We start from the raw sequence: 23043 nt of genomic DNA, 5'->3' as shown, positions 1-23043 counted from the left end.
GCTACGCGCCGAAGCCCAGCCCGTCGGTCAGGCGCCGGCGCAGCAGCGCGGCGGGGGCCAGGCCGGTGAAGGCGCGGACCTCCCGGATCAGATGCGACTGGTCGGCAAAGCCGGCCTCCGCCGCCAGCCCGGCCCAGCCGGCCTCCGGCACCTCCGGCAGTCGGGCGATGACGGCGCCGAAGCGCTGCAGCCGGGCGGCGAGTTTCGGGGTCAGCCCGGTACGGTCATGGAAGCGCCGCACCAGGGTCTGGCGCGACAGGCCGAGATCGCGCGCCAGCGCGCCGATGCCGATGCGCCCGGCGCTCGCCTCGATCCGTCGCCAGGCCTCCGCCACCGCATCGGCCGGCGGATCGCCTGCCAGCCGGCGCAGCAGCGCGGCCTCCAGCAGGTCCAGGCAGGCGTCGGGGTCCGTCGTTTCCGCCAACTGCGCGGCGAGCCCCGGGCCGCCGAGGCCCAGCGTCTCGCGAAGGTCCAGGAACTGCGCCGGCACGCCGGAGATCGGGCAGCGCAGCAGCCGCTCCGCGCCCAGCGGCGTCAGCATCACCTGCACCCCGCGCTGCCGGCCGCCCATGAAGCTGCGCGCCGGCGCCGGATGCGGCCGGGCCAGGAAGCCCGCGGCGGTGTCGAAGCGCGTCTTGGTGGCGGGATCGGGCCAGGCGACGCCGATGGGCGGGCCCAGGTTGATCAGCAGCACCGCCTCCGCACAGGGCATTTCGCGCCGGCGCTGCGGCGCTTCGCGGCTTTCCTCGTAGTGCCACAGGCCGCGCACCAGCCCGCGCAGCGCCGGGTGCGGGCTGCGCGGGTGGAAGGCGAACATCACATCGTCGCGCCGATCACCCAGGGGGCGAATTCGGCGCCGCCGAAATCATAGCTCTCGCTTTTCGTCCGCTCGCCGCTGGCCACCCGCAGCATCAGCTCGAAGATGCGCTGGCCGGCCTGCTCAATGGTTTCCTCGCCGGTCAGGATGGTGCCGCAGTTCACGTCCATGTCCTCCGACATGCGCTCATACATGGCGCTGTTGGTGGCCAACTTGATGGAAGGCGCGGGCTTGGCGCCGAAGACGCTGCCGCGTCCGGTGGTGAAGCAGACCAGGTTGGCGCCGCCGGCGACCTGCCCCGTCGCGGCCACCGGGTCGTAGCCGGGCGTGTCCATGAAGACGAAGCCCTTGGCCGTGACGGGCTCCGCATAGCGATACACCTCCACCAGGTTGGTGGTGCCCGCCTTGGCCATGGCGCCGAGGGATTTCTCCAGGATCGTGGTCAGCCCGCCGGCCTTGTTGCCGGGGGAGGGGTTGGCGTTCATCTCCGCGCCCTCCTTGGCCGTGTAGTCCTCCCACCAGCGCATCAGGTCGACCAGTTTTTCCCCAACCTCGCGGGAGACGGCGCGGCGGGTCAGCAGGTGCTCGGCGCCATAGGTCTCGGGCGTCTCGGAGAGGATCACGGTGCCGCCGTGGCGCACCACAAGGTCGCTGGCCGCGCCCAAGGCGGGGTTGGCGGTGATGCCGGAATAGCCGTCCGATCCGCCGCATTGCAGCGCCACCACCAGCTCGCTGGCCGGCACCGGTTCGCGCTGCAGCGCATTGGCCTCCGCCAGCACGCCCTTCACGAAGGCGATGCCGGCTTCCACGGTCTTCCGCGTGCCGCCCATCTCCTGGATGTCCATGCTGCGCAGCCTTCCGGCCAGGCGCTGCTCCTCCAGCATCCCGCCCAGCTGGTTCACCTCGCAGCCCAGGCCGATGGCAATGACGTGGGAGAAATTCGGATGCCGCGCATAGCCGGCCAGCGTCCGGCGCAGCAGCCGCAGCGGCTCGCCTTCCGTCATGCCGCAGCCGGTCTTGTGCGTCAGCGCCACCACGCCATCCACATTGGGGTAGTCGGCCAGCGGGTCGGTGCCGGCGAAGGGATTGCGCTTGAAGGCATCGGCGATGAGGTCCGCGACATGGGCGGAACAGTTCACGCTGGTGATGATGCCGATATAGTTGCGCGTGGCGGCGCGGCCATCCGGGCGGCGATAGCCCATGAAGCTTGCCGGCGTATTCGCCCGTGCGGTGGTCTTCACCTCCCGGCTATAGGCATAGTCCTTCGCGAAATCGCCCATGGCGCAGTTGTGGGTATGCACCCAGTCGCCGGGCGCGATGGGGGCGGTGGCGAAGCCGATGATCTGGCCGTAGCGGCGGATCTCCTCGCCCGCCGCATGCGGGCGGATCGCCACCTTGTGGCCGGGCGGGATGCGCTTTTCCCCCACCGTCACGCCGGGCGCGACGGTGGTGCCAGGGGGCAGGGCGATGCGCGCGATCAGCACGCCGTCATCAGGGGCCAGGCGGAGCACCGGCGGCAGCGTGGTGGCGTCCATGGTCGTATTCCTCCGTTCGGCCGAGCCTACGACGGTGAGGTCACGGCTTGGAAGTGCGGCATCTGCCGCACCACCGCGCCCTGCCGCGCGGCGAGCTCCGCCAGATGCGCATGGTGCGTGAAAAGAATGGTCTGGGTGGTGGCGCCGAGCCGCGCCAGCAGCGCCAGCGCGGCGCTGGCGCGGGCATCGTCGAAGGTGGCCAGCAGGTCGTCCGCAACGAAAGGCAGCGGCTCCGACGCCTCCGCCTGCGCCTCCACCGCGGCCACGCGCAGCGCCAGGAACAGCTGGTCCCGCGTGCCCTCGCTCAGCGCCTCCACCGGGCATTCGGCGCCGCTGTCGCGCAGCGCGCGCAGCAGGGTGCGGCCCGCCTCGTCCTCATCGGTGGCGAGGCGGGCGTAGCGGCCCTCGGTCAGCAGGGCGAAATGGGCGCTGGCCCGGCGCAGCAGCGGGCCCTGGCGTTCCTGGCGGATGCGCTCGATGCCGGCTTGCAGCAGGCTGCGGGCCAGGTGCAGGCGGGCATAGCGCTCCGCCGCGGCGCCGGCCTCGGCCAGGTGGTGGCGGGCCGCCTGGGCATGGGCGGCGGCATCCCGGCCGCGCTGCATGGCGGCCAGGCTCGCCTCGGCCTGCTGCCGCTCCGCGCCCAGCCGGGTCAGGTCTTCGCGCAGCGCGGCCTGCTCCGCCTCGATCCCCTGCAGCCGGCCGGCGGCCTCGTCTGGGTCCGTGCCCTCGGCCTCGGCGCGCAGCGTGGCCTCCGCATGGCCATCGCCCTGGGCGCGCAGCGCGGCCTCCGCGCGGGCCAGCGCAGCCTGCAATTCGGTGCGCAATGCGGAGCGGCGGATCGCCGTCTCCAGCGCCGGCAGGTCCGCGGCGCCGGCTGCCTCCCGCAGCGCCGCGATCCGGCGCTCCGCCTCCGTCCGTCTTGCGGAGGCCATGGCCAGCTTCTGCCGCCGGTCGCGCTGCTGTTCCGCCAGCCGCCCAAAATCCTTCGCCGCCTCCCGCGCCGCGTCCAGGCGCCGGGCGAGCTGCGCGACCAGGGCAGGGGCCGGTTCCCCGCCCGGCGGCAGGCCGAGCCGCTGCGCCAGCTGCGCGGCTTCCTCCGCGAAACTGTCGATCGCCTGCTGCATATCCGCGACGCGGGCCGCATCGCCGCGCCAGGCCTTGGCCGCCTCCGCCACCCTTGTCCAGGCGCCAAGGGCGCGTTCCACCGCCTCCGCCGAGGCGTCCGGTGGCAGGCGCAGCGCCTGGGTCGCGTCCTGCCATTGCGGGGCGAAATCGGACAGTGCCGCGGCGGCGCGGGACTGGGCATGGCGCGCGGCTTCCACCTGCTCCCCCGCCTCCGCCGCGCGGCGGGCGAGGTCGCGATGCCGCTGCTGCGCCGTTTCCGCCGCCTCCAGCGCATCCTGGGCCCGGTCGAGCAGCGGGGCGAGCCCGGGGGGCACGCTGGCCTCGGTCCCCGGCATCAGGGCCTGAAGCGCGGCGCAGGCGGCGGCCAGGCGGCCGGCCAGCGCCTCCCGCACGGTCCGGGCCATCGTGGCCTGGTCCGCCAGGCGCAGCACCTCGGCGCGGCTGCGGCGCCATTCGGCCATGGCGGCGGGGTCCTGCGGCACGAGCCCGGCGGGCTGCCAGAGCGCGAGCCAGTCGGATTGGGCCGCTGCCACCGCCGCCTCCGCCGCCGCGGCTTCCTCCCGCATCCGCGGCTGCCGGTCGCGCAGCAGGGCCAGGCGGGCGGTCCGGGCGGCATAGTCGTTCACCCGCCCGGCATCGTCGGCCCGGGCATCGGCCAGGCGGTCCGCCTGGTCGCGCAGCGCCTCAAACTGGTCGGGCAGGGCCGGGTCTGGGGCGGTGCCGGCGGCCAGATGGGTGCGCAGCGTGGCCCAGGCGGCGTCGCGGCGGGTGCGTTCGGCGGCGATCACGGCGGGAGTCGGCACCGTCTCGCCGCGCGCCAGGGCCTGCACCGCCTCCTCCAGCGCCGCGATCTCGGCGCTGAGGGTGCCCTCGGCCTGACGGGCGGCCTCGGCGGATGCGGCGGTCTCCGCCAGGCGTCGGGCGGCGGCGTCCGTGGCGGCGGGCAGGGGCAGGGGCAGGGCGGCCAGCGCCTCGGCGCACCCGGTGAAAAGCGGCAGGGCGGCGAGGGGGATGGCAAGCTGCCGCTCAGCCTCCGCCTGCGCCCGCTGCGCCACCGCCAGCTCCCGATCGAGCTGGCCCTCGCCGCGGGCGGCATCGATGGCGCGGCGCAGCGGCGCGGTGGCGGGGGGCGCGGGGCAGGCGGCCAGGCGCGCTTCGGCCGCCGCCAGCTGGCGCCGCGCCTCGGCCAGGGCTTCCTCGGCGCTGGCCAGGGCGGTGGCGAGCTCGGTGCGGCGGCGGATCAGCGCCTGGGCGGCCTGGCGATCGGCGGCGCGGGGCAGGGCTTCGCGCACCTCCTCGGGCGTGGCGGCGCTGCCGAACAAAGCGGCGGCTTCCTCGACCTCGGCGCGATAGGCCTCCACCTTGCGCTGCACCCCGGGCAGGTCCCGCGCCGCTTCCAGCGCGCCGGCGCGCCGTGCGGCCAGCAGGTCAATGGCATCCTGCTGGGCCAGCACCTCAGGGTCCTGCGGCAGGGCGGCGGCGGCGGCCTGCAGCGCCTCGGCTTCCGCCCGCTCGCGCCGCTCATCCTCCGCGGCCAGGCGCTGGTCTTCCAGAAGCTGGCGCAGCGTGGCGGCGGCGTCCTCGGGCAGGGACGGGGCATCGGCGACCGCGGCGGCCTCCTGCCGCAGCGCGTCCAGGCTGGCGAGCAAGGGCAGGATGCGGCGGGCGCGGTTCAGCCGGGCGGCCTCGGCGGCCAGGGCATCGCCCCGGGCGGTCGCCTGCTCGATGGCGGTGCAGAGCGCATCGTACCGCGCCTTGGTCTCCAGCCATTCGCGCGGGCGGATCGCGGCCTCCTCCGCCGCGCGGCGCTGCTCGGCCCAGGCCTCCGCGGCGATGGCCAGGGCGCGGCGGCCGCGGCCATCGCCGTGCAGGGCGCGGGCCTCGGCATCCAGCCGGTCCAGCGCACGGCGCAGATGCGGCAGGCCCATGCCTGCCAGTAGGCTCTCGCCCGCCTCGCCGCCGCTGGCGAGAAGGGACAGCGCGCCCTCCCGCAGGGTGGCCCCGTTCAGCCCATAGGTGGTCTCAAACAGCGCCCGGCTGGCGCCGCCCAGCAGCCGCAGCAGCGCCGTATCCGGCAGCGGGTTTTCCGCCGCATCCAGCAGCGTGTTCTTGTTGCCCTTGCGGCGCAGGAAGGTGGCGCGGCTGCCGTCGCGCCCCAGCACTTCGAAGCCGAGCCGCAGCGCGCTGGTCTCGTGCAGGAAGGCATAGGGGCTGCGCGTCGGGAAGCCGAAGAGCGCATCGCCGATGGCGGAGAGGGTGGTGGATTTCCCCGCCTCGTTCGGGCCGAGCACCACCACCAGCGGTGCGTCTTCGGGAAAATCCAGCCGCGTATCGGTCAGGTGCCCGTAGCGCAGCAGGTCCAGGCGCAGCAGCCTCATGCCAAAGCCCGCCTCCGGCAGCTCGTTGGCACGTCCTTGCCGCCCTCAAGCGCCGGGCGCGGCCTGCGGCCGCTTGGCTCGCCACGCCGCTGGCGGGCTGCAAGCAGCGGCCGCAGGTCGTGCTCATGGTCAGAGGGCCTCATGCCGGCTGTTCGGCCGCGATGGCGGCCGCTGCCAGGGCCCAGGCTTCCTCCGCCATGCGGGCGAGCGCCTCCGCATCCTCCGGCAGGTCCAGCCCCTCCCGCGCCGGGGCGGGGATCTTGGCGCGCAGGGCGGCCATCTCGGCCAGCAGGGCGGCGCTGCGGGCGGGGTCGGCGAGGCCGGCGGCGAAGGCGGCGCGCAGCGGGTCCAGCGCGCCGGCCTCCAGGCTGCGGCGCGGGCGGGTGCGCAGGCGCACGGCCTCGATGAACAGGGTGCCGCCGGCCTCGATGGCGGCGTTACGGCATTCAGCGGCCAGGCGCTCGGCATCGGCGGCGAGGCCGGGCAGCGCCTCCCCGGTCAGGACCAGGCGGGCCAGAAGGGGGCGGTCCTCGGATTCGGAGAGGGCCTGGCCGACGGCATCCGCGATGCGGGCGGCGAGGGTCTCCTCCGCCGCCGCCTCCACCTCCAGCAAGGCCCAGCGCAGCGTGTCCAGGGCGCGGTGTTCCACCGAGACCACCCGGCCCTCCTCCACCGTCACCAGGCTGCAGCCCTTGGCGCCGGTCTCGCGGATATGGCGGCCCTGGATATTGCCGGGGAAGACGATCCAGGGGTGCTCGGACAGCACCTGGCGCTGGTGGATATGGCCAAGCGCCCAGTAGTCGTAGCCCTTCAGCCGCAGCAGGGCGGGGTCGCAGGGGGCATAGGTCTCATGCTCGCCGGGATCATTGGCGCTGGTATGCAGCAGTCCGATGTTCAGCCAGCCGCGGCGGGGCTCGGGATAGCCGAGGGAAAGATCCTCCGGCACCGCGCGGTTCGGGAAGGAATGGCCGTGGATGGCGATGCCGAGCTCGCCCAGCTCATGCGTCTGGCAGGTTCGAGTGGAGAATTCGAAGACATTGGCGGGCAGCGCCAGCTCCTTGGTGATGACGGAGCGGGCGTCGTGGTTGCCGCGCAGCAGGAAGCAGGGCCGGCCGAGGCGCTTCATCTGCTCGGCCACGAAAAGCCCGGTGGAGAAATCCTTCCAGTCGCCGTCATACAGGTCGCCGGCGATCAGGACGAAGGCGACGTCCTCCGCGATGGCCAGGTCGAACAGGGCGGTGAAGGCGCGGCGGGTGCAGTGGCGCAGCAGGTCCGGCGGCAGGTCGGCGCGCGCCTGCAGGCCGGCCATGGGGCTGTCGAGGTGGATATCTGCGGCGTGGAGGAACTTCATCTGCCCCCAAGAATCGGCCGGCTTGGCGCGCTCCGCAACCCCGCTACTGTGGCGCGAAGGATCGGGGACGCGCTGATGTATACGCTGGACGTGCTGGTGCAGGGCTATCCGGGCAAGTCGGTCTGCCATGGCGCGCTGGGCTGGAGCACCATCGCCCTGCTGCGGGGCGAGGGAAGGGTGGCGCTGGTGGATGTGGGGTCCTTTGGCGTGCGGCCGGAGCTCGCCAAGCAATTGGCGGCCCGCGGGGTGAGGCGGGAGGATGTGACAGACATCCTGCTGACCCATGCGCATTGGGACCACAGCGTGAATGCGCCGCTTTTCCCCAATGCCACGGTCTGGATTGGCGCGGCGGAGATGGCCTGGGCCGAGGCCGAGCCCTGGGATTTCAACGCCCTGCCGGAGCTGCATGTGCGCGAACTGGCCCAGAACCCCCGCACGCGCAGGATCGCGGCGGGGGATGAGCCGTTGCCGGGCATCCATGCCATCGCCGCCCCCGGCCATACGCCGGGCTGCCTGGTCTATTACCTGGCCGCCAATGACCCGCCGGTGATCTTCAGCGGCGATGCGGCGAAGAACCGGGCGGAAATGCTCTCGATGGCCGCCGACATGACCATGGATGCCGCGGCGTCCGAATCCTCCATGGCCGGCATCTGGTCGCTGTGGCGGGCGGTGCCGGGCACGCTGCTTGTCCCCGGGCATGACCTGACCATGCGGCTGGATGCGGAGGGCCACCCGGAATATTGCGGCCAGCGCCAGGCGGCGATCCGGTCCTGGTTCAGCGAGGACCTGGCCGTGACCGCCGAATTCGACCTGACGGCACCTTGAACGAGGCCCGCGCCTGGGTCCGCCTGCCCTCCGGCCGCCGGCTGGACCTGCTGGCGCCCACCCCCTTCGATTGGACGGATGAGGACCTGGCCACCGGCCTGTCCCGCACCTTCCGCTGGGGCGGCCATTCCATCTGGCCGGGCGCGCCGCTTTCGGTCGCGCAGCACTGCCTTTCGGTGCTGGCGCTGCGGCTTCGGGCCCGCCCCGCGCCCGGCCCGGCGGAGGCGCTGCGCGAATTGCTGCATGATGCGGAGGAGGGGCTGACCAATTTCGACTGCATCTCGCCCCTCAAACCCTTCCTGGGGCCGGGCTTCCTGGCGTTGCAGGAGCGGCTCTGGTCGGTGATCGCGCAGCGCTACGCCCTGCCGCCCTGGGATCCGGCGCAGCGGAAACTGCACAAGAAGCTGGATGTGGCCATGGCGGCGGCGGAGGCGGTGCATGTCGCCGGCTGGTCCAGCGCCGAAGTGCGGGACACGCTCGGCATCCGCGCCGCCGTGATGGAAACGGACCCGCTGGTGGAGGGCTATGGCGGCACGCCCTGGCAGCCCTGGCCGCCGGAACAGGCCGCCGCCCGCTTCCTGGCGGCGCTGCGCCGCTGGCAGGAACCCTTGGCAGCGCCGCCCGCTGCGACTACCACCCCCGCATGAGCGAAAACGCCCCCGAAAACGCCCCCGAGACTCTGCCCGACCGCCTCTCCGTGGACCCGCGCAGCCCCTTCTACCAGGAGGTGCTGCTGGCGCGCGGCGTCGGCATCCGCTTCAACGGCACCGAGAAGACCAATGTCGAGGAATACTGCGTCAGCGAGGGCTGGGTGCGGGTTTCCGTCGGCAAGGCGGTGGACCGCAAGGGCCAGCCGCTGACGCTGAAGCTGAAGGGCACCGTCGAACCCTATTTCCGCGACGTCGCCGAAGGCTGATATGCGGCCGGCGGCGTTCCCACCCGCCACCGCAGGGGGTAGCGTGCCACCCATGGCCTCCCCCGAACCTTTTTGGCGTACCAAGTCGCTCGGCGCCATGACGCGTGCCGAATGGGAAAGCCTGTGCGATGGCTGCGGCCGCTGCTGCCTGCACAAGCTGCGCGATGCCGAGACCGAGGCGCTGGTCTGGACCAGCGTCGCCTGCCGGCTGCTGGATGGGCAGAGCTGCCTCTGCAAGGATTATGCGAACCGCAAGGCCAAGGTGCCGGATTGCGTGAAGCTGACGCCCGCCAAGGTGGCCGCGATCGACTGGCTGCCGCCCACCTGCGCCTATCGCCTGCTGGCCGAGGGCCGCGACCTGCCCTGGTGGCACCCGCTGGTCTCCGGCAGCCGCGAGACGGTGCATGAAGCCGGAGTCTCCGTCCGCGGCCGCGTGGTGGCGGAGCGGGACGCGGATGCGCTGGAAGACCATGCCGTGGACTGGCCGGGGCAGTGGCCCCGGGCGGCACGGCCGATGCCCCGCCCGCGGCGGGCCTGATTTCCAAGGGAAGGACCCTGAAGATGAAAGACGCGCTTTTCGGCGGCATCAATGCGGCGGCGCTGACCGCCATGAAGGCCGATTTCTCGCCGGACCTCGACCGCTATGCGGCGCATTGCAACTGGCTGCTGGCCAATGGCTGCAACGGCCTCGGCATCCTGGGCACCACCGGCGAGGCGAACAGCTTCGGCTTCGAGGAGCGCAAGCAGATCCTGGAGGGCATCATCGCCCGCGGCGTGCCGGCCACGAAGCTGATGCCGGGCACCGGCTGCGCGTCGCTCGCCGATACGGTGGAGCTGACGAAGCACGCCAAGGCGCAGGGCTGCCGCGGCGTTCTGGTGCTGCCGCCCTTCTACTACAAGGCGCCCTCCGATGACGGACTGTTTGCCTACTTCTCCGAACTGGTTCAGCGGGTCGGCGGCGGCATCGCCATCTACCTCTACCACTTCCCGCAGCAATCCGCGGTGCCCTTCAGCCTCGACCTGATCGGCCGCCTGCTGAAGGCCTTTCCGGGCGTCATCAAGGGCGTGAAGGACAGCTCCGGCGACTATGCGAACATGAAGGCGATGATCGACAACTTCGCCAAGGACGGGTTCGAGGTCTATTCGGGCTCCGACGAATTCGTCCAGAAGATCCTGGCCGAGGGCGGCGCGGGCTGCATCACCGCAGCCGGCAACGTCAACGCTCGCTTCGGTGCGATCGTCTACAAGCACCGCACGGGGCCGGAGGCCGATGCCGCCCAGGCCGTTCTGAACGCGACCCGCAAGGCCGCCACCGCCAGCCCGCTCATCCCCGGCCTGCGCGAGATCATCGCCCGCAGCACGGGCGATGCAGCCTGGCGCAACATCCGCCCGCCGCACCTGCCCCTGTCCGCCGAGGCCGGCCAGAAGGCCTGGGACAACATGCAGGCCACCGGCGCGCTGCCGCTGCCGGGCCTCGGGATGAAGGCCGCGGCGGAGTGAGCACGCCGCTCACCTGCCGGGCGCCGGCGATCGGCACCTTGCAGCAGGACGACGACATGGTCCGCGTCACGCGCTGGGATTTCGATCCCGGCGCGGAGACCGGCTGGCATCGCCATGGCTGGGGCTATGTGGTGATCCCCGTCACCGACGGCACGCTGCTGCTGGAACTGCCCGGCGGCGCCACCGCCAACGCCACCCTGACCGCGGGCGTCTCCTACACCCGCGACCCGGGCGTGGAGCACAATGTGGTCAATGCGGGCAGCGAAAAGCTCTCCTTCGTCGAGGTGGAGCTGAAGGCCTTGCCGGGCTGAGCGATGGCGGACCCTTTCACCGGCCCCGATGGACGCCCACGCTGCCACTGGTGCGCCGCGACGCCCGGCTACATCGCCTATCACGACCGGGAATGGGGTTTCCCGGTCGCGGATGACCGCCGGCTGTTCGAGAAGCTCTGCCTGGAGGGTTTCCAGTCCGGGCTGAACTGGCTGACCATCCTGAACAAGCGCGAGAATTTTCGCGCGGCCTTCGCCAACTTCGATATCGACCGCATCGCGGCCTATACCGAGGCCGATGTCGAACGCCTGCTGGCCGATGCCGGCATCGTCCGCCACCGCGGCAAGATCCAGGCGGTGATCAACAATGCCCGCCGGGCGCAGGAGCTGGTGCGCAGCGAGGGTTCGCTCGCCGCCTATGTCTGGTCCTTCGAGCCGGATGCCCAAAACCTGCCGCCGCAGGGCGCGGCCACCTCCGCCGCCTCCATTGCCCTCTCCAAGGACCTGAAGAAGCGCGGCTGGGCTTTTGTCGGCCCGACCACGGTGCATGCCTTCCTGCAGGCCATGGGCCTGATCAACGACCATGCCGAGGGCTGCGCTTTTCGGGCCGAGGCCGCGGAGGCCCGCGCCGGCTTCCGGCGCCCGGCCGCACACCGCGGTTGAGCCGGCCCACCGCGCCGGGGCAGGCTGCTGCGATGGAGCTGCCCGACTCGGAACTCGTCACCCTGCCGGATGAAGCGGATGCGCCGGGCGAATGCCTGGTGCAGTGGCGTCCCTCCACGCGGGCGCGAAATGTCTCGCTGCGGATCTGCCCGCGCGCCGGCGCCGTGGTGGTGACGCTGCCGCCGCGCGCGGGGCGGCGCGCCGGGCTGAAGCTGCTGCGGGACAATGGCCCCTGGGTGCGCCAGAAGCTGGCCGCGCTCGCCCCCAATACGCCCTTCGTCGCCGGCGGAAGCGTGCCGCTGGGCGGGCGGGAGCATGCCATCCTGCACGATCCGGCGGCCCGCGGCGGCGCCTTCCTGCACGAGGACAGCATCGTGGTCAGCGGCGACCCGACCTTCCTCGCCCGCCGCGTCGCGGATTTCCTGCGCGCCGAGGCGAAGCGGCGCATCACGGCGCTGGCCGCCCCCCATGCCGCGGCGCTGGAGGTCACGCCGCGCGCCATCCGGCTGAAGGACCCGCGCAGCCGCTGGGGCAGCTGCGCCCCGGACGGCACGCTCGCCTTCTCCTGGCGCCTGGTGATGGCGCCCGAATGGGTGCTGGACTACGTCGTGGCGCATGAGGTGGCGCATCTGCGGGAGATGAACCACTCGGCGCGGTTCTGGGCGCATGTCGCCCGCCTCTCCCCGCATCGGGAGGAAGCGGTCGCCTGGCTGCGCACCCACGGGCCTGGCCTGCTGCGGATCGGCTGAACCAGAACGGAGAGAGATGCGATGCGCCTTGCCTTCATCACCGGCGCCACCGCCGGCTTCGGCCTCGCCATCGCGCGGCGCATGGCCGCCGATGGCTGGCGCATCCTCGCCGCCGGGCGCCGGTCGGAGCGGCTGGATGCGCTTGTCGCGGAGCTCGGCGCGGATCGCTGCCATGGCCTGGTGCTGGATGTGCGCGACCGCGCGGCGGTGGAGCAGGCGGTGGCGACGCTGCCGCCCAGCTTCGCCGAGATCGACCTGCTGGTGAACAATGCCGGCCTGGCGCTCGGCCTGAACCCGGCCCAGGGCGCCGACCTCGATGACTGGGACGCGATGGTCGACACCAACTGCAAGGGGCTGATGTATGTCACCCGCGCCGTGCTGCCGGGGATGGTGGCGCGAAACCGCGGCCATGTGGTGAATATCGGCTCCACCGCCGGCGAATGGCCCTATCCGGGCGGCAATGTCTACGGCGCGACCAAGGCCTTCGTCCGCCACTTCAGCTTGAACCTGCGCGCCGACCTTTTCGGCACGGCGGTGCGCGTGACGGAGATCGAGCCCGGCCTGGTCGGCGGCACCGAATTCAGCGCCGTGCGCTTCAAGGGCGATGCCGAGAAGGCCGCGGCCCCTTACGCCGGGACGGAGGCGCTGGAGCCCGAGGATATCGCGGACGCCGTTCATTGGGTGGCCACCCGCCCGGCGCGGGTGAACGTCAACACGCTGCAGGTGATGCCCGTGGCGCAGAGCTTCGGGCCGCTGCGCGTGCACAAGTCGTGACGGAGGCGCGCGGAAAAGTCTTGACGGAGGAGGGCTCCCGCGCACTCCGCCGCGTGGTGCGAGGCTTCACGCTGGCCTCGCTGCTGACCATGGCTGCGGGCATCTGGATGAGCATCGGCACCGGCGACTGGACCTGGTTCGCCCGCTCCGGCGCCATCCTCACTGCCCTCGGCCTGGTGCTGGCCAGCCGCAAGGTGCTGATCGCGCGGGCGGACCTGCTGGCGCTGCTCTCCGACATGGAGCGGGTGGACGGGGCCGAGCGCACGGTGCGGCTGGCCAGCTTCAAGCGGCTGCAGCGCGACATCGACCGCCAGGTGATGGAACGCGCCGGCTTCGCGCTGCTGATCCTGGGCACGCTGGTCTGGGGGTTCGGGGACCTGATCGGCCGGATCTGAGCCTGGCGGCGTGAACCCGCCGTCATCTTCGCGCTTGCATATGGTTCATAACAAACGCTACCGCTTGGCCTGCCGGGCAGGCACGCACCGTCAACACGGGCGGCCCGGGTGGGGAGCGTTCCGGGATGATCGACCTGACCGTCAACGGGCAGCCGCATCGGCTTGATGCGGAGCCCGACATGCCCTTGCTCTGGGCGCTGCGCGACCTGCTGAACCTGACCGGCACCAAATACGGCTGCGGCATCGCGCAATGCGGCGCCTGCACCGTGCATCTGGACGGCCAGCCGGCGCGATCCTGCCAGACCACGCTGGGCGAGCTCGCCGGCCGCAAGGTCACCACCATCGAGGGCCTGCACCCCGAGGGCGCGCATCCCGTGCAGCTGGCCTGGGTGGCCGAACAGGTGCCGCAATGCGGCTTCTGCCAATCCGGGCAGATCATGTCCGCCGCCGCCATGCTGGCCGAGAAGCCGCAGCCCAGCGATGCCGATATCGACGCCGCCATGGCCGGCCATATTTGCCGCTGCGGCACCTACCAGCGCATCCGCGCCGCCATCCACCACGCCGCGGCGAAGACCTGAGGGGGATGGCCATGCAGCGCAGAACCCTTCTGCAGGCGGGCATCGCCACGCTGGTGGTGCCGCTCGCCCCCGCCTCGGCGCAGCCCGCGCCGCCCGCCGTCATCACCGCCGCCGCGGCAAACAGCCCGAATGGCGGCCCCGGCCAGATCACCGCCTTCCTGCGCATCGGCCAGGACGGCCTGGTGGATTTCGCATCGCCGGTGACGGAGATGGGGCAGGGCACCCATACCGCCCATGCCATGATCGTGGCGGATGAGCTGGACGTGCCGCTGAGCGCGGTCCGCGTCACCGCCGGCCAGCCCGAACCCGCGCTGCGGCTGCAGCCGGTGGGGGAGATGTATTCCGGCGCCAGCTTCGGCATCCGCTTCTGGCACGACCGCATCCGCCGCGCCGCCGCCCAGGCGCGCATGGCGCTGACCTCGGCGGCGGCGGAGCGGCTCGGCGCGCCGGTCGGCGAGCTGACCACGGCGGAAGGCCGCGTGCTCCACGCCACCTCCGGCCGCAGCCTCTCCTACGGCGAGCTGGTGGACCTGGCCGCGCGGCTGCCACTCGACGACCAGCCCCGCATCAAGCCCGCGGCGGAGCGGCGCCTGACCGGCCGCGCCGCGCCGCGCGCCGATATCCCGGCCAAGACACGCGGCGCCGCCATCTACGGCCATGACGTGAAGCTGCCCGGCATGGCCTATGCCGTCGCTCGGCTTTCGCCCGTCTTTGGCGCAGAACTCGAAAGCTTCGATCGCGCCTCCCTCGCCGGCCTCCGCGGCCTCATCGACGTGGTGCCGCTGCCCAATGGCGTGGCGGTGGTGGCCGAGAACACCTGGGCCGCCATGCAGGGCGCCCAGCGCATCACCCTGCGCTTCAAGCCGACGCCGGACCAGGCGCTGGACAGCGCCGAGCTCATCCGCCGCCTCCAGGCCGGCCTCGCCGCCCCCGAAGCCTTCCGGGGCAAGAACGACGGCGATATCGAGGCCACGCTGCGCGGCGCCGCCAAGGGGGTGGAGGCGACCTACACCGCGCCCTACCTCGCCCACGCCCCCATGGAGACGGAAAACGCCACCGTCCAGATCCAGGGCGACCGCGTGGACGTCTGGTGCTCCACCCAGCACCAGGACTGGTGCATCCGCGACGCCGCCCGCGTCGCCGGCGTGCCGCGCGAAAACGTCCGCATCCACACGCCGATGACCGGCGGCGGCTTCGGCCGGCGCCTGGTGACCACCATCGTCGAACAGGCCACCACCGTCGCCAAGGCCATCAACCGCCCCGTCAAGCTGATCTGGACGCGGGAGGAGGAATTCGCCCAATCCTACTGGCGCCCCGCCTTCGCCGCCCGCATCCAGGCGGCCCTCGATGCCCAGGGCAAGGTGGTCGGCCTCAACCTGCGCGCCGCCGGCCAGTCCGTGATGGGCGACTACCGCCCCGCCCTCTTCGCCGGGCCGCTGCGGGGCAACGACCCCTTCTCCCTGCAATCCATCAGCGACACCCGCTACCGCTTCGGCGCCTTCCGCGCCGAATGGCACCGCATCCAGGCCGCGCCCAAGGTCTGGCTCTGGCGCTCCGTCGGCTCCTCGCAATACGGCTTCTTCCTGGAATCCTTCCTGGACGAGGTCGCGCTCGCCGCGAACAAAGACCCCCTCGCGCTCCGCCAGGAACTCCTGGCCCACGACCCCCGCGCGCTCACCGTCCTCAACACCGCCGCGCGCGAAGGCGGCTGGGGCACCCCCGCCCCCGCCGGGCGCCACCGCGGCCTCGCCTATGTCGAATGCTACGGCACCCTCTGCGCCCAGGTCGCCGAAATCTCCGTCACCGGCCGCGAGATCCGCGTCCACAAGGTGACCGTCGCCGTCGACTGCGGCGACGTGGTGAACACCGACACCGTCGCCGCCCAGATGCAGGGCGCCGTCGTCTGGGGCCTCTCCGCCATGGCCGCCGAACACATCACCCTGAAAGACGGCGCCGCCGTCGAACGCAACTTCGACACCTACCCCATCCTGCGCATCAACCAGGCCCCCCAGGTCGACACCCACATCATCCGCAGCGGCCAACCCCTCGGCGGCATCGGCGAACCCGGCGTGCCCCCACTCGCCCCCGCCGTCTGCAACGCCATCTTCGCCGCCACCGGCCGCCGTCTGCGCAGCCTGCCCTTGGTCGACCAAGGACTGCACGTTTAGGCGGGGGTTGGAGGGTCGGCGCGGGTTGTTTGCAGGGGGACGCTGTCCCCCTGCACCCCCTGCCAGGAGGCAGTGGCCTCCTGGACCTCAGGACCTTGAACAGAAATGGAGAGGGGCCAGCGGGACCGCCGAACATGCGGTACCCCCGGCCCCTCTCCATTTCTGTTCATGACTCAAAGGGTTCCAAGGGGCCACTGCCCCTTGGCGGGAGGGTGCAGGGAGGGCGGAGCCCTCCTTGCGATCACCCAGCGCCGCCCCCTCTACCCCGCCGAACGTGCCGCCTTGGCCACCATGGCTTCGGCTTGGCGGATGGAGGCGATGTCGAGGAGTTTGCCATCGAGGGCGACGGCGGCGCGGCCTTCGAGGCGGGCGGTTTCCATGGCGGCGAGGACGCGGTGGGCTTGGGCCACTTCTTTTGCGTCGGGCTGGAAGGCGGTGTTGAGGGTGGCGACCTGGTTGGGGTGGATGGCCATTTTGCCTTCGGCGCCGAGGGCGCGGCCGCGGCGGGCGCTGGCTGTCAAACCTTCGGTGTCGCGGAAGTCGCCGTAGGGGCCGTCGATCGGGCGCAGGCCGGCGGCGCGGGCGGCGGTGATGATGCGGGCGACGGCGAAGTGCCAGGGGTCGAGGAGGCCGGCGGGGCTGGCGTAGTCGGGGTTCAGGCCGCCGATGGCGGTGGTGCGCATGCCGAGGCTGGCGGCGAGGTCGGCGACGCCCAGGTGCAGGCTTTCGGTGCGGGGGGAGGCGCTGGCGATGGCTTCGACGTGGGCGAGGCCCTTGGCGGTCTCGATCACCAGGCCGAGGCCGACGCGGCGGGCGCGATTGGCGCTGGCTTCGATCTGGCTGGCGAGGAGGTCGGCGGCGAAGACTTCGCGCGGGTCGCCGACTTTCGGGATCATGATGACGTCGAGCCGGTCGCTGGCGGCTTCCAGCAGGGCGATCATGTCCTTGTAGAAGTGGGGCGTGTCCTGGCCGTTCACCCGCACGGCGAGGATCTTGCTGCCCCAGTCGATGCTGGACAGGGCGGCGACGGCATTGGCGCGGGCGCGGTCCTTCTCGGCTTCCGGCACGCTGTCCTCCAGGTCGAGGAACACGGCGTCGGCCGGGCCGGCCGCGCCCTTGGGGAAGAGTTCGGGGCGGATCGCCGGCACGGCGAGTTCGCTGCGATGCAGGCGGGCGAGAGGCGAGTGGGTCATGCGGCAGGCTCCTGCGTCGCGAGTGGGTGGTGTTCCTCGACCAGGCGCTGCAACCGTTCCTCGAGCACCTTGGTGTAGATCTGCGTGGTGGCGATGTCGGCGTGGCCGAGCAGCATCTGCAGGCTGCGGAGATCCGCGCCGTGCGCCAGCAGGTGGGAGGCGAAGGAGTGCCGCAGGACGTGCGGGCTGACGCGCGCCGGGTCGAGCCCGGCCGCAAGGGCCGCATCCTTCAGCACCAGGCCGATGGTCTGGCGGGTGACATGCCCGCCCGCGGCGCGGGAGGGGAAGAGCCAGCGCGATTTCCGCTCCGGCTCCGGCTTGGCCGCGGCGGCGGCCAGCACGGCGGCGCGGGCGCGGGCGGAGATCGGCACCAGCCTTTCCTTGTTGCCCTTGCCGCGGACCGCCACCAGCGGCTGGTCCGGTCGCAGCGCGCCGGCGGGCAGGGAGGCCAATTCGCTCACCCGCAGCCCGCTGCTGTAGAGAAGTTCCACCAGCGCCACGGCGAAGGGGCCCCGAGCGCCGGGCAGGCGGGCGGCGCCCTCCAGCAGGGCGGTCAATTCGGCCTCGGCCAGGGGTTTCGGCAGGCTGGCCGGCAGGCGGGGGCCTTCCTGGAGTTCGGTCGGGTCTTCCGTGCGGAGGCCCTCCTGCACCAGGAAGCGGAAAAATTGGCGCAGCGCGGAGAGCCGCCGGGCGGCGGTGCGGGCGGCCAGGCCCGCATCGGTCAGGCTGCGCAGATAGGCCTGGATGGTGCCGGAATCGGCGGTCAGCGGCGTGATGCCGCGCGGCGTGCAATGGGCGTTGAAATCGGCCAGGTCCGCGGCATAGGCAGCCAGCGTGTTGCGCGCCGCGCCGCGCTCCGCCGCCAGCATTTCGAGAAAAGCCTCGGCATGGCGATCCATGGGCGGGGCCGGCCCAGCTAGGTCAGCGGGTCCCGAAGCGTTCGGCCGGCACGCTGCGCTCGACCGGCTGCGGCGTGACGGAGGGCGGGAAGGCGCCGATGCCGAGCAGTCCGATGGCCAGCAGGGCTGCAATCACAAGCGCCAGCAGCAGGAGCGGGTGTCGGAACATCGTGGAAGCGGATCCTCACGCGCTGTGTGCCGTCCGGCACGACCGACAAAAACCGAGCTGTGAAGTCGTTGAAACTACAGCAAGAGATCGGATCGGATGATTTCATCCGAACCGGAGTTGCTGTAGCCTTCGCCACCGTGTCACGCAACACCGCCCTTTCGGCCTGGCCCTTGCCGGATGCCGCCCCGCCGGAGCCGGCGGCCCTCACCCCGCCCAGCCGCAGCGTGGTGCTGGTCGGCATGCCCGGCTGCGGCAAGTCCTCCATCGGCCGGCGCCTCTCGGTGAAGCTGGGCCTGCCCTTCGTCGATGCGGATAGCGAGATCGAGGCCGCGGCCGGCCTGCCGATCACGGATATCTTCACGCGATACGGGGAGCCGCATTTCCGGGATGGCGAGCGCCGGGTGATCGCCCGCCTGCTGGCCGGGCCGCCTTTGGTGCTGGCGACGGGGGGCGGCGCCTTCACCGATGCGCGCACCCGGCGCGCGGTTGCCGAATCGGGCGCCGTCGCGGTCTGGCTGCGGTGCTCGCTGCCGGTGCTGCTGCGCCGCGTGGCGGGGCGGGAGCATCGGCCGCTGTTTCTCAACCGGGACCCGCGCGAGGTGCTGGAGCGCCTGATGACGGCGCGCCACCCGACCTTCGCAGAGGCCTCCGTGATCGTGGACTGCACCGACGAGCCGCCCGAGACCACGACCAGGCGGGTGATGGAGGCGCTGGCGGCGCATCGCGAACCGGCGCGGATGAAGGTGCGGCTGGCCGAGCGCAGCTACGATATCCTGGTGGGCGAGGGGCTCGTGGCGCGGGCCGGCGCGCGGCTGGCCCCGGTGCTGCCGGCGCGGCGCGTGGTGGTGGTGACGGATGCTACGGTCGGGCCGCTGCACCTGCCGGCGCTCCGGGCGGGGCTGGATGCCGCCGGCATCGCCGTGGTGGCCACCATCGAGGTGCCGCCCGGCGAGGCCAGCAAATCCTTTTCCCAGTTGGAACGGGTGGTGGAGGCGGCGCTGGCCGCGGGCGCGGACCGGCGCACCACGGTCGTGGCACTCGGCGGCGGCGTGGTGGGCGACCTGGCGGGCTTCGCCGCAGCCGTGGCGCTGCGCGGCCTGCCCTTCGTGCAGATTCCCACCTCGCTGCTGGCGCAGGTGGACAGTTCGGTGGGCGGCAAGACCGGGATCAATCTCGGCCTGGGCAAGAACCTGGTGGGCGCCTTCCACCAGCCGCTGCTGGTGCTGGCCGATACCGGCGTGCTGGCCACCCTGCCGCCGCGCGAACTCCGCGCCGGCTATGCCGAGGTGGCCAAACACGGGCTGCTGCAGGGCCCGCTCTGGGACTGGTGCGAGGCGGAGGGTGCGCGGGCGGTGGCCGGCGATCCGGCGGCGCTGGCCCATGCGGTTCTGGAATCCTGCCGGCTGAAGGCCGGGGTGGTGGCGGCGGATGAGCGGGAGGAAAGCGCCGAGGGCGGCCGCGCCCTGCTCAACCTCGGCCACACCTTCGGCCACGCCTTGGAGGCCGAGTGCGGCTATGACGGCACGCTGCTGCATGGGGAGGCGGTGGCGCTGGGCCTGGGCCTGGCCGCCGCGCTCTCCGCCCGGCTGGGCTTCTGTTCGCAGGAATTGCCGGGGCGGGTGATCTCCCACCTGCAGGAGCTCGGCCTGCCGGCGCGCATCGGGGACCTGCCGCGCGGCTTCTCGGCGGAGCGGCTGATGGCGCGGATGCGCAAGGACAAGAAGGTGCGCGACGGCGCCATGCGCTTCGTGCTGCTGCGCGGGCCGGGGGAGGCCTTCACCACGGCGGAGGTGCCGCCCCTGGCGGTGGAATCGCTGCTGCGGGATGAGGGGGCGAAAGCCTAGCCTTCCAGGGCTGGGATCGCCATGCGATACCCAGGCGCTGCACTGCAACATCCCGGGACCCCGCCCGATGCCGCTCCCCGAGCCCGAGGTTTCGCGCATTCCGCTGCACCGCCGCCAGATCACCATGGACGGCTACCAGCGCACCGACGGGCTCTTCGACATCGAGGCGCATCTGGTCGACACCAAGTCCTATCCCTTCGACAATATGGACCGCGGCACGCTGCAGCCGGGGGATGCGCTGCACGGCATGTGGGTGCGCATGACGGTGGATGAGCAGATGGTGATCCGCGCCTGCGAGGCCGTCTCCGACTTCACCCCCTATGACGTCTGCCCCAAGGCGGCGGCCAGCATGAGCCGCCTGGCGGGCGTCTCCATCGGGCCGGGCTTCAACCGGGCGGTGAAGGAAAGGGTGGGTGGTGCGCTGGGCTGCACGCATCTGCGAGAGGTGATGGCCCAGATGGCGACCGTCGCCTACCAGACCATCGCCCCTTGGAAATGGCGCCGGGACCGGGCGCGGCGGGAAGCGGCGATCGCCGCCGGCCAACCGGCCGAGGCCCCACCGCCCCGCCGCCTCCCGATCGGCAGCTGCTATGCCTATGCCGAGGACAGTCCCGTGGTGCAGCGGCACCGCGCGGGCGGCAGCGCGGAGTAGCGCTTAAGCCCTCTCCACCCGAAGGGGGGGGAGGGTTGGGTGGGGGGGGGGGCGTGCAGAATGGCCCGGTCGCCCAGCATCCTGAGCTTTGACCCCCCACCCCGACCAGCCTTCGGCGTCGCCGCAGTGCCGCAACCCCCCGCGTCGCGGGGGAGGGAGAAGGGCCTACCCAGCCTTCGCGGCTTCCTCCGGCGTCAGCAGCCGTAGCGACAGCGCGTGCAGCCCGGTCTCGAATTCCGCCGCCACCGCCTCATGCGCCGCGCGGGACCGCGCCACGCGGGACAGGCCCGCGAAGGCGGGACTGATGACGCGCACGGAATAATGAGTCTCCCCGCCCGGCCGCGCGCCCGAATGGCCGGCATGCTGGGCGCTGTCGTCCTGCACCGCGACCTCCGCCTCGGCGAAGGCCCGTTGCAGGCAGGTGGCGATGCGCTGGGCTCGGTCGGTCATGGCTGTTCCTGACATGTGGGGGCTGCTGCGGGCTTGGACAGGGCCGGATCCGGCATGGCTCCGTTTCGCCGGCCCGCCTTGCGCGGCCGCAACCCGGCGACCATAAACCCGGAATGGCGCGACGTGGCGACCGCATCGGAACAATGACGGCGGAGCCGGAGGCGCCGGTGCGCCCCTGCGAGTCCCCGGGCTGCCCGCTGCCCGGCGAATTCCGCGCGCCGCGCGACCGCAAGACGCTCAACCAATACCGATGGTTCTGCCTGGACCATGTGCGCGCCTACAACCGCGCCTGGGACTACTACAAGGGCATGTCCCCCGGCGAGATCGAGGCGCATCTGCGCGAGGATTCCGGCTGGCAGCGCCCGACCTGGCCGCTCGGCCGGCTCGGCGGCGCCAATCCCTTCGACCCGGAGGTGCTGCGCGACCCGCTGGGCGTACTGGGCGCCACGCCGCTGCATGCCCAGCGCCGCGCCAAGCCGCCGCGGCAGGACGAACCGCCGGCCGAACTGCGCGCGGCGCTGGATGTGCTGGGCCTGGGCTGGCCGCTCGATGCCCTGGCGCTGCGAACGCGCTACAAGGAACTCGCCAAACGCTACCACCCCGACGCCAATGGCGGCGATCGCCAGGCGGAGGAGCGGTTGAAGGACATCAACCGCGCCTACAGCCTGGTTCGCCGCAAGCTTCCGGGCAAAGCCACGCCCGCAGCCGCACCAGCCGGGTAGCCGCGCCCGTCCTGGCGCCCTAGGATCGCAATCGATGTCACAGCCGGACCAGCAGATGAACAAGGCCGCCAGCCTCGCCGAGATTAGCCCCACCTCCGTGATCGATATGCCGGACACGCACCTTCTCGTGCGCGATGTCTTCGGCATCGACAGCGACATGAAGGTGCCGGCCTTCAGCCGCCGCACCGAACATGTTCCGGAGGTGGACAGCACCTATCGCTTCGACCGGGAGACGACGCTGGCGATCCTCGCCGGCTTCGCCTTCAACCGTCGCGTCATGGTCCAGGGCTATCACGGCACCGGCAAGTCGACGCATATCGAACAGGTGGCGGCGCGGCTGAACTGGCCCTGCATCCGGGTGAACCTGGACAGCCACATCTCCCGCATCGACCTGATCGGCAAGGATGCGATCGTCCTGAAGGACGGCAAGCAGGTCACGGAATTCCGCGAAGGCATCCTGCCCTGGGCGCTGCAGCACCCCTGCGCGCTGGTCTTCGACGAATACGACGCCGGTCGCCCGGACGTGATGTTCGTGATCCAGCGCGTGCTGGAGGTGGAGGGCAAGCTCACTTTGCTCGACCAGAACAAGGTGATCCGCCCGCATCCGATGTTCCGGCTGTTCGCCACGGCGAATACGGTGGGCCTCGGCGACACCACGGGCCTCTATCACGGCACGCAGCAGATCAACCAAGGGCAGATGGACCGCTGGAACATCGTCGCCACGCTGAACTACCTGCCGCATGCGCAGGAGACGGCGATCGTCATGGCCAAGCTCGGCTGGGACGAGAAGGACGCGAAGATGAAGCGGCAGACGGAAGCCATGGTGGCGCTCGCCGACCTGACGCGCGCCGGCTTCATCGCCGGCGACATCTCCACCGTCATGTCGCCGCGCACCGTCATCACCTGGGCCGAGAACGCCAAGATCTTCGGCGACATCGGCTTCGCCTTCCGCATGACCTTCCTGAACAAGTGCGATGAGGCGGAGCGCGGCACGGTGGCCGAATACTACCAGCGCTGCTTTAACGAGGAGCTCTCCACCGGCAGCATGCTGCGCAAGGCGGGGTGAGGCCG

At 72.0% G+C, this 23043-nt stretch carries 24 protein-coding genes; 16 read left to right on the top strand and 8 right to left on the bottom strand.

The genetic code is table 11. The features are described from left to right. Position 1: 1 nt before the first annotated feature. The 4 genes from J3S20_RS24740 to J3S20_RS24725 all read right to left on the bottom strand — a co-directional run bounded on the left by J3S20_RS24740 (position 2) and on the right by J3S20_RS24725 (position 7206). A complete protein-coding gene (locus J3S20_RS24740) occupies positions 2–817 on the bottom strand; it encodes an AraC family transcriptional regulator (protein WP_216839581.1) in 816 nt (271 codons plus the stop codon). Further along, positions 817–2352 carry a UxaA family hydrolase gene (locus J3S20_RS24735; protein ID WP_216839580.1) on the bottom strand — a complete coding sequence of 512 codons (1536 nt, stop codon included), beginning with the start codon at positions 2350–2352 and terminating at the stop codon, positions 817–819. Before J3S20_RS24735 ends, J3S20_RS24740 begins: the two co-directional genes overlap by 1 nt. A gap of 26 nt (positions 2353–2378) precedes the next feature. Next, the gene (locus J3S20_RS24730; protein WP_216839579.1) at positions 2379–5855 is read right to left on the bottom strand and encodes a YhaN family protein; all 3477 of its coding nucleotides are present in this window, start codon (positions 5853–5855) and stop codon (positions 2379–2381) included. A gap of 139 nt (positions 5856–5994) precedes the next feature. Next, positions 5995–7206 carry a metallophosphoesterase family protein gene (locus tag J3S20_RS24725; protein WP_216839578.1) on the bottom strand — a complete coding sequence of 404 codons (1212 nt, stop codon included), beginning with the start codon at positions 7204–7206 and terminating at the stop codon, positions 5995–5997. A 75-nt stretch (positions 7207–7281) separates the two neighbouring features. Here J3S20_RS24725 and J3S20_RS24720 point away from each other — a divergent pair, with 75 nt between their 5' ends. The 12 genes from J3S20_RS24720 to J3S20_RS24665 all read left to right on the top strand — a co-directional run bounded on the left by J3S20_RS24720 (position 7282) and on the right by J3S20_RS24665 (position 16043). Further along, positions 7282–8031 carry an MBL fold metallo-hydrolase gene (locus J3S20_RS24720; protein ID WP_216839577.1) on the top strand — a complete coding sequence of 250 codons (750 nt, stop codon included), beginning with the start codon at positions 7282–7284 and terminating at the stop codon, positions 8029–8031. Further along, complete coding sequence (locus tag J3S20_RS24715; RefSeq protein WP_216839576.1) at positions 8028–8678, top strand: HD family hydrolase; 651 nt, start codon at positions 8028–8030, stop codon at positions 8676–8678. The genes J3S20_RS24720 and J3S20_RS24715 overlap by 4 nt, the downstream gene beginning before the upstream one ends. Beyond that, positions 8675–8947 carry a DUF3297 family protein gene (locus J3S20_RS24710; protein WP_216839575.1) on the top strand — a complete coding sequence of 91 codons (273 nt, stop codon included), beginning with the start codon at positions 8675–8677 and terminating at the stop codon, positions 8945–8947. The genes J3S20_RS24715 and J3S20_RS24710 overlap by 4 nt, the downstream gene beginning before the upstream one ends. A 52-nt stretch (positions 8948–8999) precedes the next feature. After that, complete coding sequence (locus J3S20_RS24705; RefSeq protein WP_216839574.1) at positions 9000–9485, top strand: YcgN family cysteine cluster protein; 486 nt, start codon at positions 9000–9002, stop codon at positions 9483–9485. A 23-nt stretch (positions 9486–9508) separates the two neighbouring features. Continuing rightward, a complete protein-coding gene (locus J3S20_RS24700; protein WP_216839573.1) occupies positions 9509–10447 on the top strand; it encodes a dihydrodipicolinate synthase family protein in 939 nt (312 codons plus the stop codon). Beyond that, positions 10444–10758 (top strand): cupin domain-containing protein, encoded by a 315-nt coding sequence (locus J3S20_RS24695; protein ID WP_343215297.1) that lies wholly within the window; start codon positions 10444–10446, stop codon positions 10756–10758. The genes J3S20_RS24700 and J3S20_RS24695 overlap by 4 nt, the downstream gene beginning before the upstream one ends. Positions 10759–10761: 3 nt before the next feature. Then, the gene (locus J3S20_RS24690; RefSeq protein WP_216839572.1) at positions 10762–11379 is read left to right on the top strand and encodes a DNA-3-methyladenine glycosylase I; all 618 of its coding nucleotides are present in this window, start codon (positions 10762–10764) and stop codon (positions 11377–11379) included. 32 nt (positions 11380–11411) lie between these two features. After that, positions 11412–12128, top strand: a complete 717-nt coding sequence (locus tag J3S20_RS24685; protein ID WP_216839571.1) for a M48 family metallopeptidase — start codon at positions 11412–11414, stop codon at positions 12126–12128. 21 nt (positions 12129–12149) lie between these two features. Continuing rightward, positions 12150–12902 carry an SDR family NAD(P)-dependent oxidoreductase gene (locus tag J3S20_RS24680; protein WP_216839570.1) on the top strand — a complete coding sequence of 251 codons (753 nt, stop codon included), beginning with the start codon at positions 12150–12152 and terminating at the stop codon, positions 12900–12902. Positions 12903–12922: 20 nt separating this feature from the next. Next, positions 12923–13297: a hypothetical protein gene (locus J3S20_RS24675; RefSeq protein WP_216839569.1), complete on the top strand. Its 375-nt coding sequence runs from the start codon at positions 12923–12925 to the stop codon at positions 13295–13297. Positions 13298–13422: 125 nt separating this feature from the next. Further along, positions 13423–13875 (top strand): (2Fe-2S)-binding protein, encoded by a 453-nt coding sequence (locus J3S20_RS24670; RefSeq protein ID WP_216839568.1) that lies wholly within the window; start codon positions 13423–13425, stop codon positions 13873–13875. Between the two features lie 11 nt (positions 13876–13886). Continuing rightward, on the top strand, positions 13887–16043 hold the full coding sequence (locus tag J3S20_RS24665) for a xanthine dehydrogenase family protein molybdopterin-binding subunit (RefSeq protein ID WP_216839567.1): 2157 nt from the start codon (positions 13887–13889) through the stop codon (positions 16041–16043). 260 nt (positions 16044–16303) lie between these two features. On the opposite strand, the gene J3S20_RS24660 is transcribed toward J3S20_RS24665, so the two are convergent. Genes J3S20_RS24660 through J3S20_RS24650 form a run of 3 tightly spaced genes read right to left on the bottom strand, consistent with a single transcriptional unit; the run spans position 16304 to position 18304 of the window. Then, positions 16304–17236, bottom strand: a complete 933-nt coding sequence (locus J3S20_RS24660; RefSeq protein WP_216839566.1) for an HpcH/HpaI aldolase/citrate lyase family protein — start codon at positions 17234–17236, stop codon at positions 16304–16306. Then, positions 17233–18135: a tyrosine recombinase gene (locus J3S20_RS24655; RefSeq protein ID WP_216839565.1), complete on the bottom strand. Its 903-nt coding sequence runs from the start codon at positions 18133–18135 to the stop codon at positions 17233–17235. Before J3S20_RS24655 ends, J3S20_RS24660 begins: the two co-directional genes overlap by 4 nt. 22 nt (positions 18136–18157) lie before the next feature. Then, the gene (locus J3S20_RS24650) at positions 18158–18304 is read right to left on the bottom strand and encodes a hypothetical protein (RefSeq protein ID WP_216839564.1); all 147 of its coding nucleotides are present in this window, start codon (positions 18302–18304) and stop codon (positions 18158–18160) included. Positions 18305–18441: 137 nt separating this feature from the next. Between J3S20_RS24650 and aroB the strand changes: the two genes are divergently transcribed. Together aroB and J3S20_RS24640 are read left to right on the top strand one after the other, a co-directional pair. Beyond that, positions 18442–20148, top strand: coding sequence for a 3-dehydroquinate synthase (gene aroB / locus J3S20_RS24645; protein ID WP_379793808.1), 1707 nt, complete (start codon positions 18442–18444; stop codon positions 20146–20148). A gap of 67 nt (positions 20149–20215) precedes the next feature. After that, a complete protein-coding gene (locus J3S20_RS24640; RefSeq protein ID WP_216839563.1) occupies positions 20216–20800 on the top strand; it encodes a DUF2889 domain-containing protein in 585 nt (194 codons plus the stop codon). Between the two features lie 165 nt (positions 20801–20965). Here J3S20_RS24640 and J3S20_RS24635 read toward each other — a convergent pair whose 3' ends face one another. Beyond that, positions 20966–21250, bottom strand: a complete 285-nt coding sequence (locus tag J3S20_RS24635) for a BolA family protein (RefSeq protein ID WP_216839562.1) — start codon at positions 21248–21250, stop codon at positions 20966–20968. Positions 21251–21363: 113 nt separating this feature from the next. On the opposite strand from J3S20_RS24635, the gene J3S20_RS24630 reads away from it, so the two are divergent. Together J3S20_RS24630 and cobS are read left to right on the top strand one after the other, a co-directional pair. Continuing rightward, a complete protein-coding gene (locus J3S20_RS24630) occupies positions 21364–21972 on the top strand; it encodes a J domain-containing protein (protein WP_216839561.1) in 609 nt (202 codons plus the stop codon). Positions 21973–22027: 55 nt separating this feature from the next. Further along, on the top strand, positions 22028–23038 hold the full coding sequence (gene cobS, locus J3S20_RS24625; protein ID WP_216839621.1) for a cobaltochelatase subunit CobS: 1011 nt from the start codon (positions 22028–22030) through the stop codon (positions 23036–23038). Positions 23039–23043 lie beyond the last annotated feature (5 nt).

Origin of the sequence: Falsiroseomonas tokyonensis (genome assembly GCF_019024325.1) — a bacterium.
Classification (GTDB): Bacteria; Pseudomonadota; Alphaproteobacteria; order Acetobacterales; family Acetobacteraceae; genus Falsiroseomonas; species Falsiroseomonas tokyonensis.
This window is presented reverse-complemented; position numbering and strand designations above follow the sequence as displayed.

Coding starts and splice junctions, on each gene's coding strand:
- J3S20_RS24740 (WP_216839581.1), bottom strand. CDS start 817: ATGTTCGCCTTCCACCCGCGCAGCCCGCACCCGGCGCTGCGCGGGCTG.
- J3S20_RS24735 (WP_216839580.1), bottom strand. CDS start 2,352: ATGGACGCCACCACGCTGCCGCCGGTGCTCCGCCTGGCCCCTGATGAC.
- J3S20_RS24730 (WP_216839579.1), bottom strand. CDS start 5,855: ATGAGGCTGCTGCGCCTGGACCTGCTGCGCTACGGGCACCTGACCGAT.
- J3S20_RS24725 (WP_216839578.1), bottom strand. CDS start 7,206: ATGAAGTTCCTCCACGCCGCAGATATCCACCTCGACAGCCCCATGGCC.
- J3S20_RS24720 (WP_216839577.1), top strand. CDS start 7,282: ATGTATACGCTGGACGTGCTGGTGCAGGGCTATCCGGGCAAGTCGGTC.
- J3S20_RS24710 (WP_216839575.1), top strand. CDS start 8,675: ATGAGCGAAAACGCCCCCGAAAACGCCCCCGAGACTCTGCCCGACCGC.
- J3S20_RS24705 (WP_216839574.1), top strand. CDS start 9,000: ATGGCCTCCCCCGAACCTTTTTGGCGTACCAAGTCGCTCGGCGCCATG.
- J3S20_RS24700 (WP_216839573.1), top strand. CDS start 9,509: ATGAAAGACGCGCTTTTCGGCGGCATCAATGCGGCGGCGCTGACCGCC.
- J3S20_RS24690 (WP_216839572.1), top strand. CDS start 10,762: ATGGCGGACCCTTTCACCGGCCCCGATGGACGCCCACGCTGCCACTGG.
- J3S20_RS24685 (WP_216839571.1), top strand. CDS start 11,412: ATGGAGCTGCCCGACTCGGAACTCGTCACCCTGCCGGATGAAGCGGAT.
- J3S20_RS24680 (WP_216839570.1), top strand. CDS start 12,150: ATGCGCCTTGCCTTCATCACCGGCGCCACCGCCGGCTTCGGCCTCGCC.
- J3S20_RS24670 (WP_216839568.1), top strand. CDS start 13,423: ATGATCGACCTGACCGTCAACGGGCAGCCGCATCGGCTTGATGCGGAG.
- J3S20_RS24665 (WP_216839567.1), top strand. CDS start 13,887: ATGCAGCGCAGAACCCTTCTGCAGGCGGGCATCGCCACGCTGGTGGTG.
- J3S20_RS24660 (WP_216839566.1), bottom strand. CDS start 17,236: ATGACCCACTCGCCTCTCGCCCGCCTGCATCGCAGCGAACTCGCCGTG.
- J3S20_RS24655 (WP_216839565.1), bottom strand. CDS start 18,135: ATGGATCGCCATGCCGAGGCTTTTCTCGAAATGCTGGCGGCGGAGCGC.
- J3S20_RS24650 (WP_216839564.1), bottom strand. CDS start 18,304: ATGTTCCGACACCCGCTCCTGCTGCTGGCGCTTGTGATTGCAGCCCTG.
- J3S20_RS24640 (WP_216839563.1), top strand. CDS start 20,216: ATGCCGCTCCCCGAGCCCGAGGTTTCGCGCATTCCGCTGCACCGCCGC.
- J3S20_RS24635 (WP_216839562.1), bottom strand. CDS start 21,250: ATGACCGACCGAGCCCAGCGCATCGCCACCTGCCTGCAACGGGCCTTC.
- J3S20_RS24630 (WP_216839561.1), top strand. CDS start 21,364: ATGGCGCGACGTGGCGACCGCATCGGAACAATGACGGCGGAGCCGGAG.
- cobS (WP_216839621.1), top strand. CDS start 22,028: ATGAACAAGGCCGCCAGCCTCGCCGAGATTAGCCCCACCTCCGTGATC.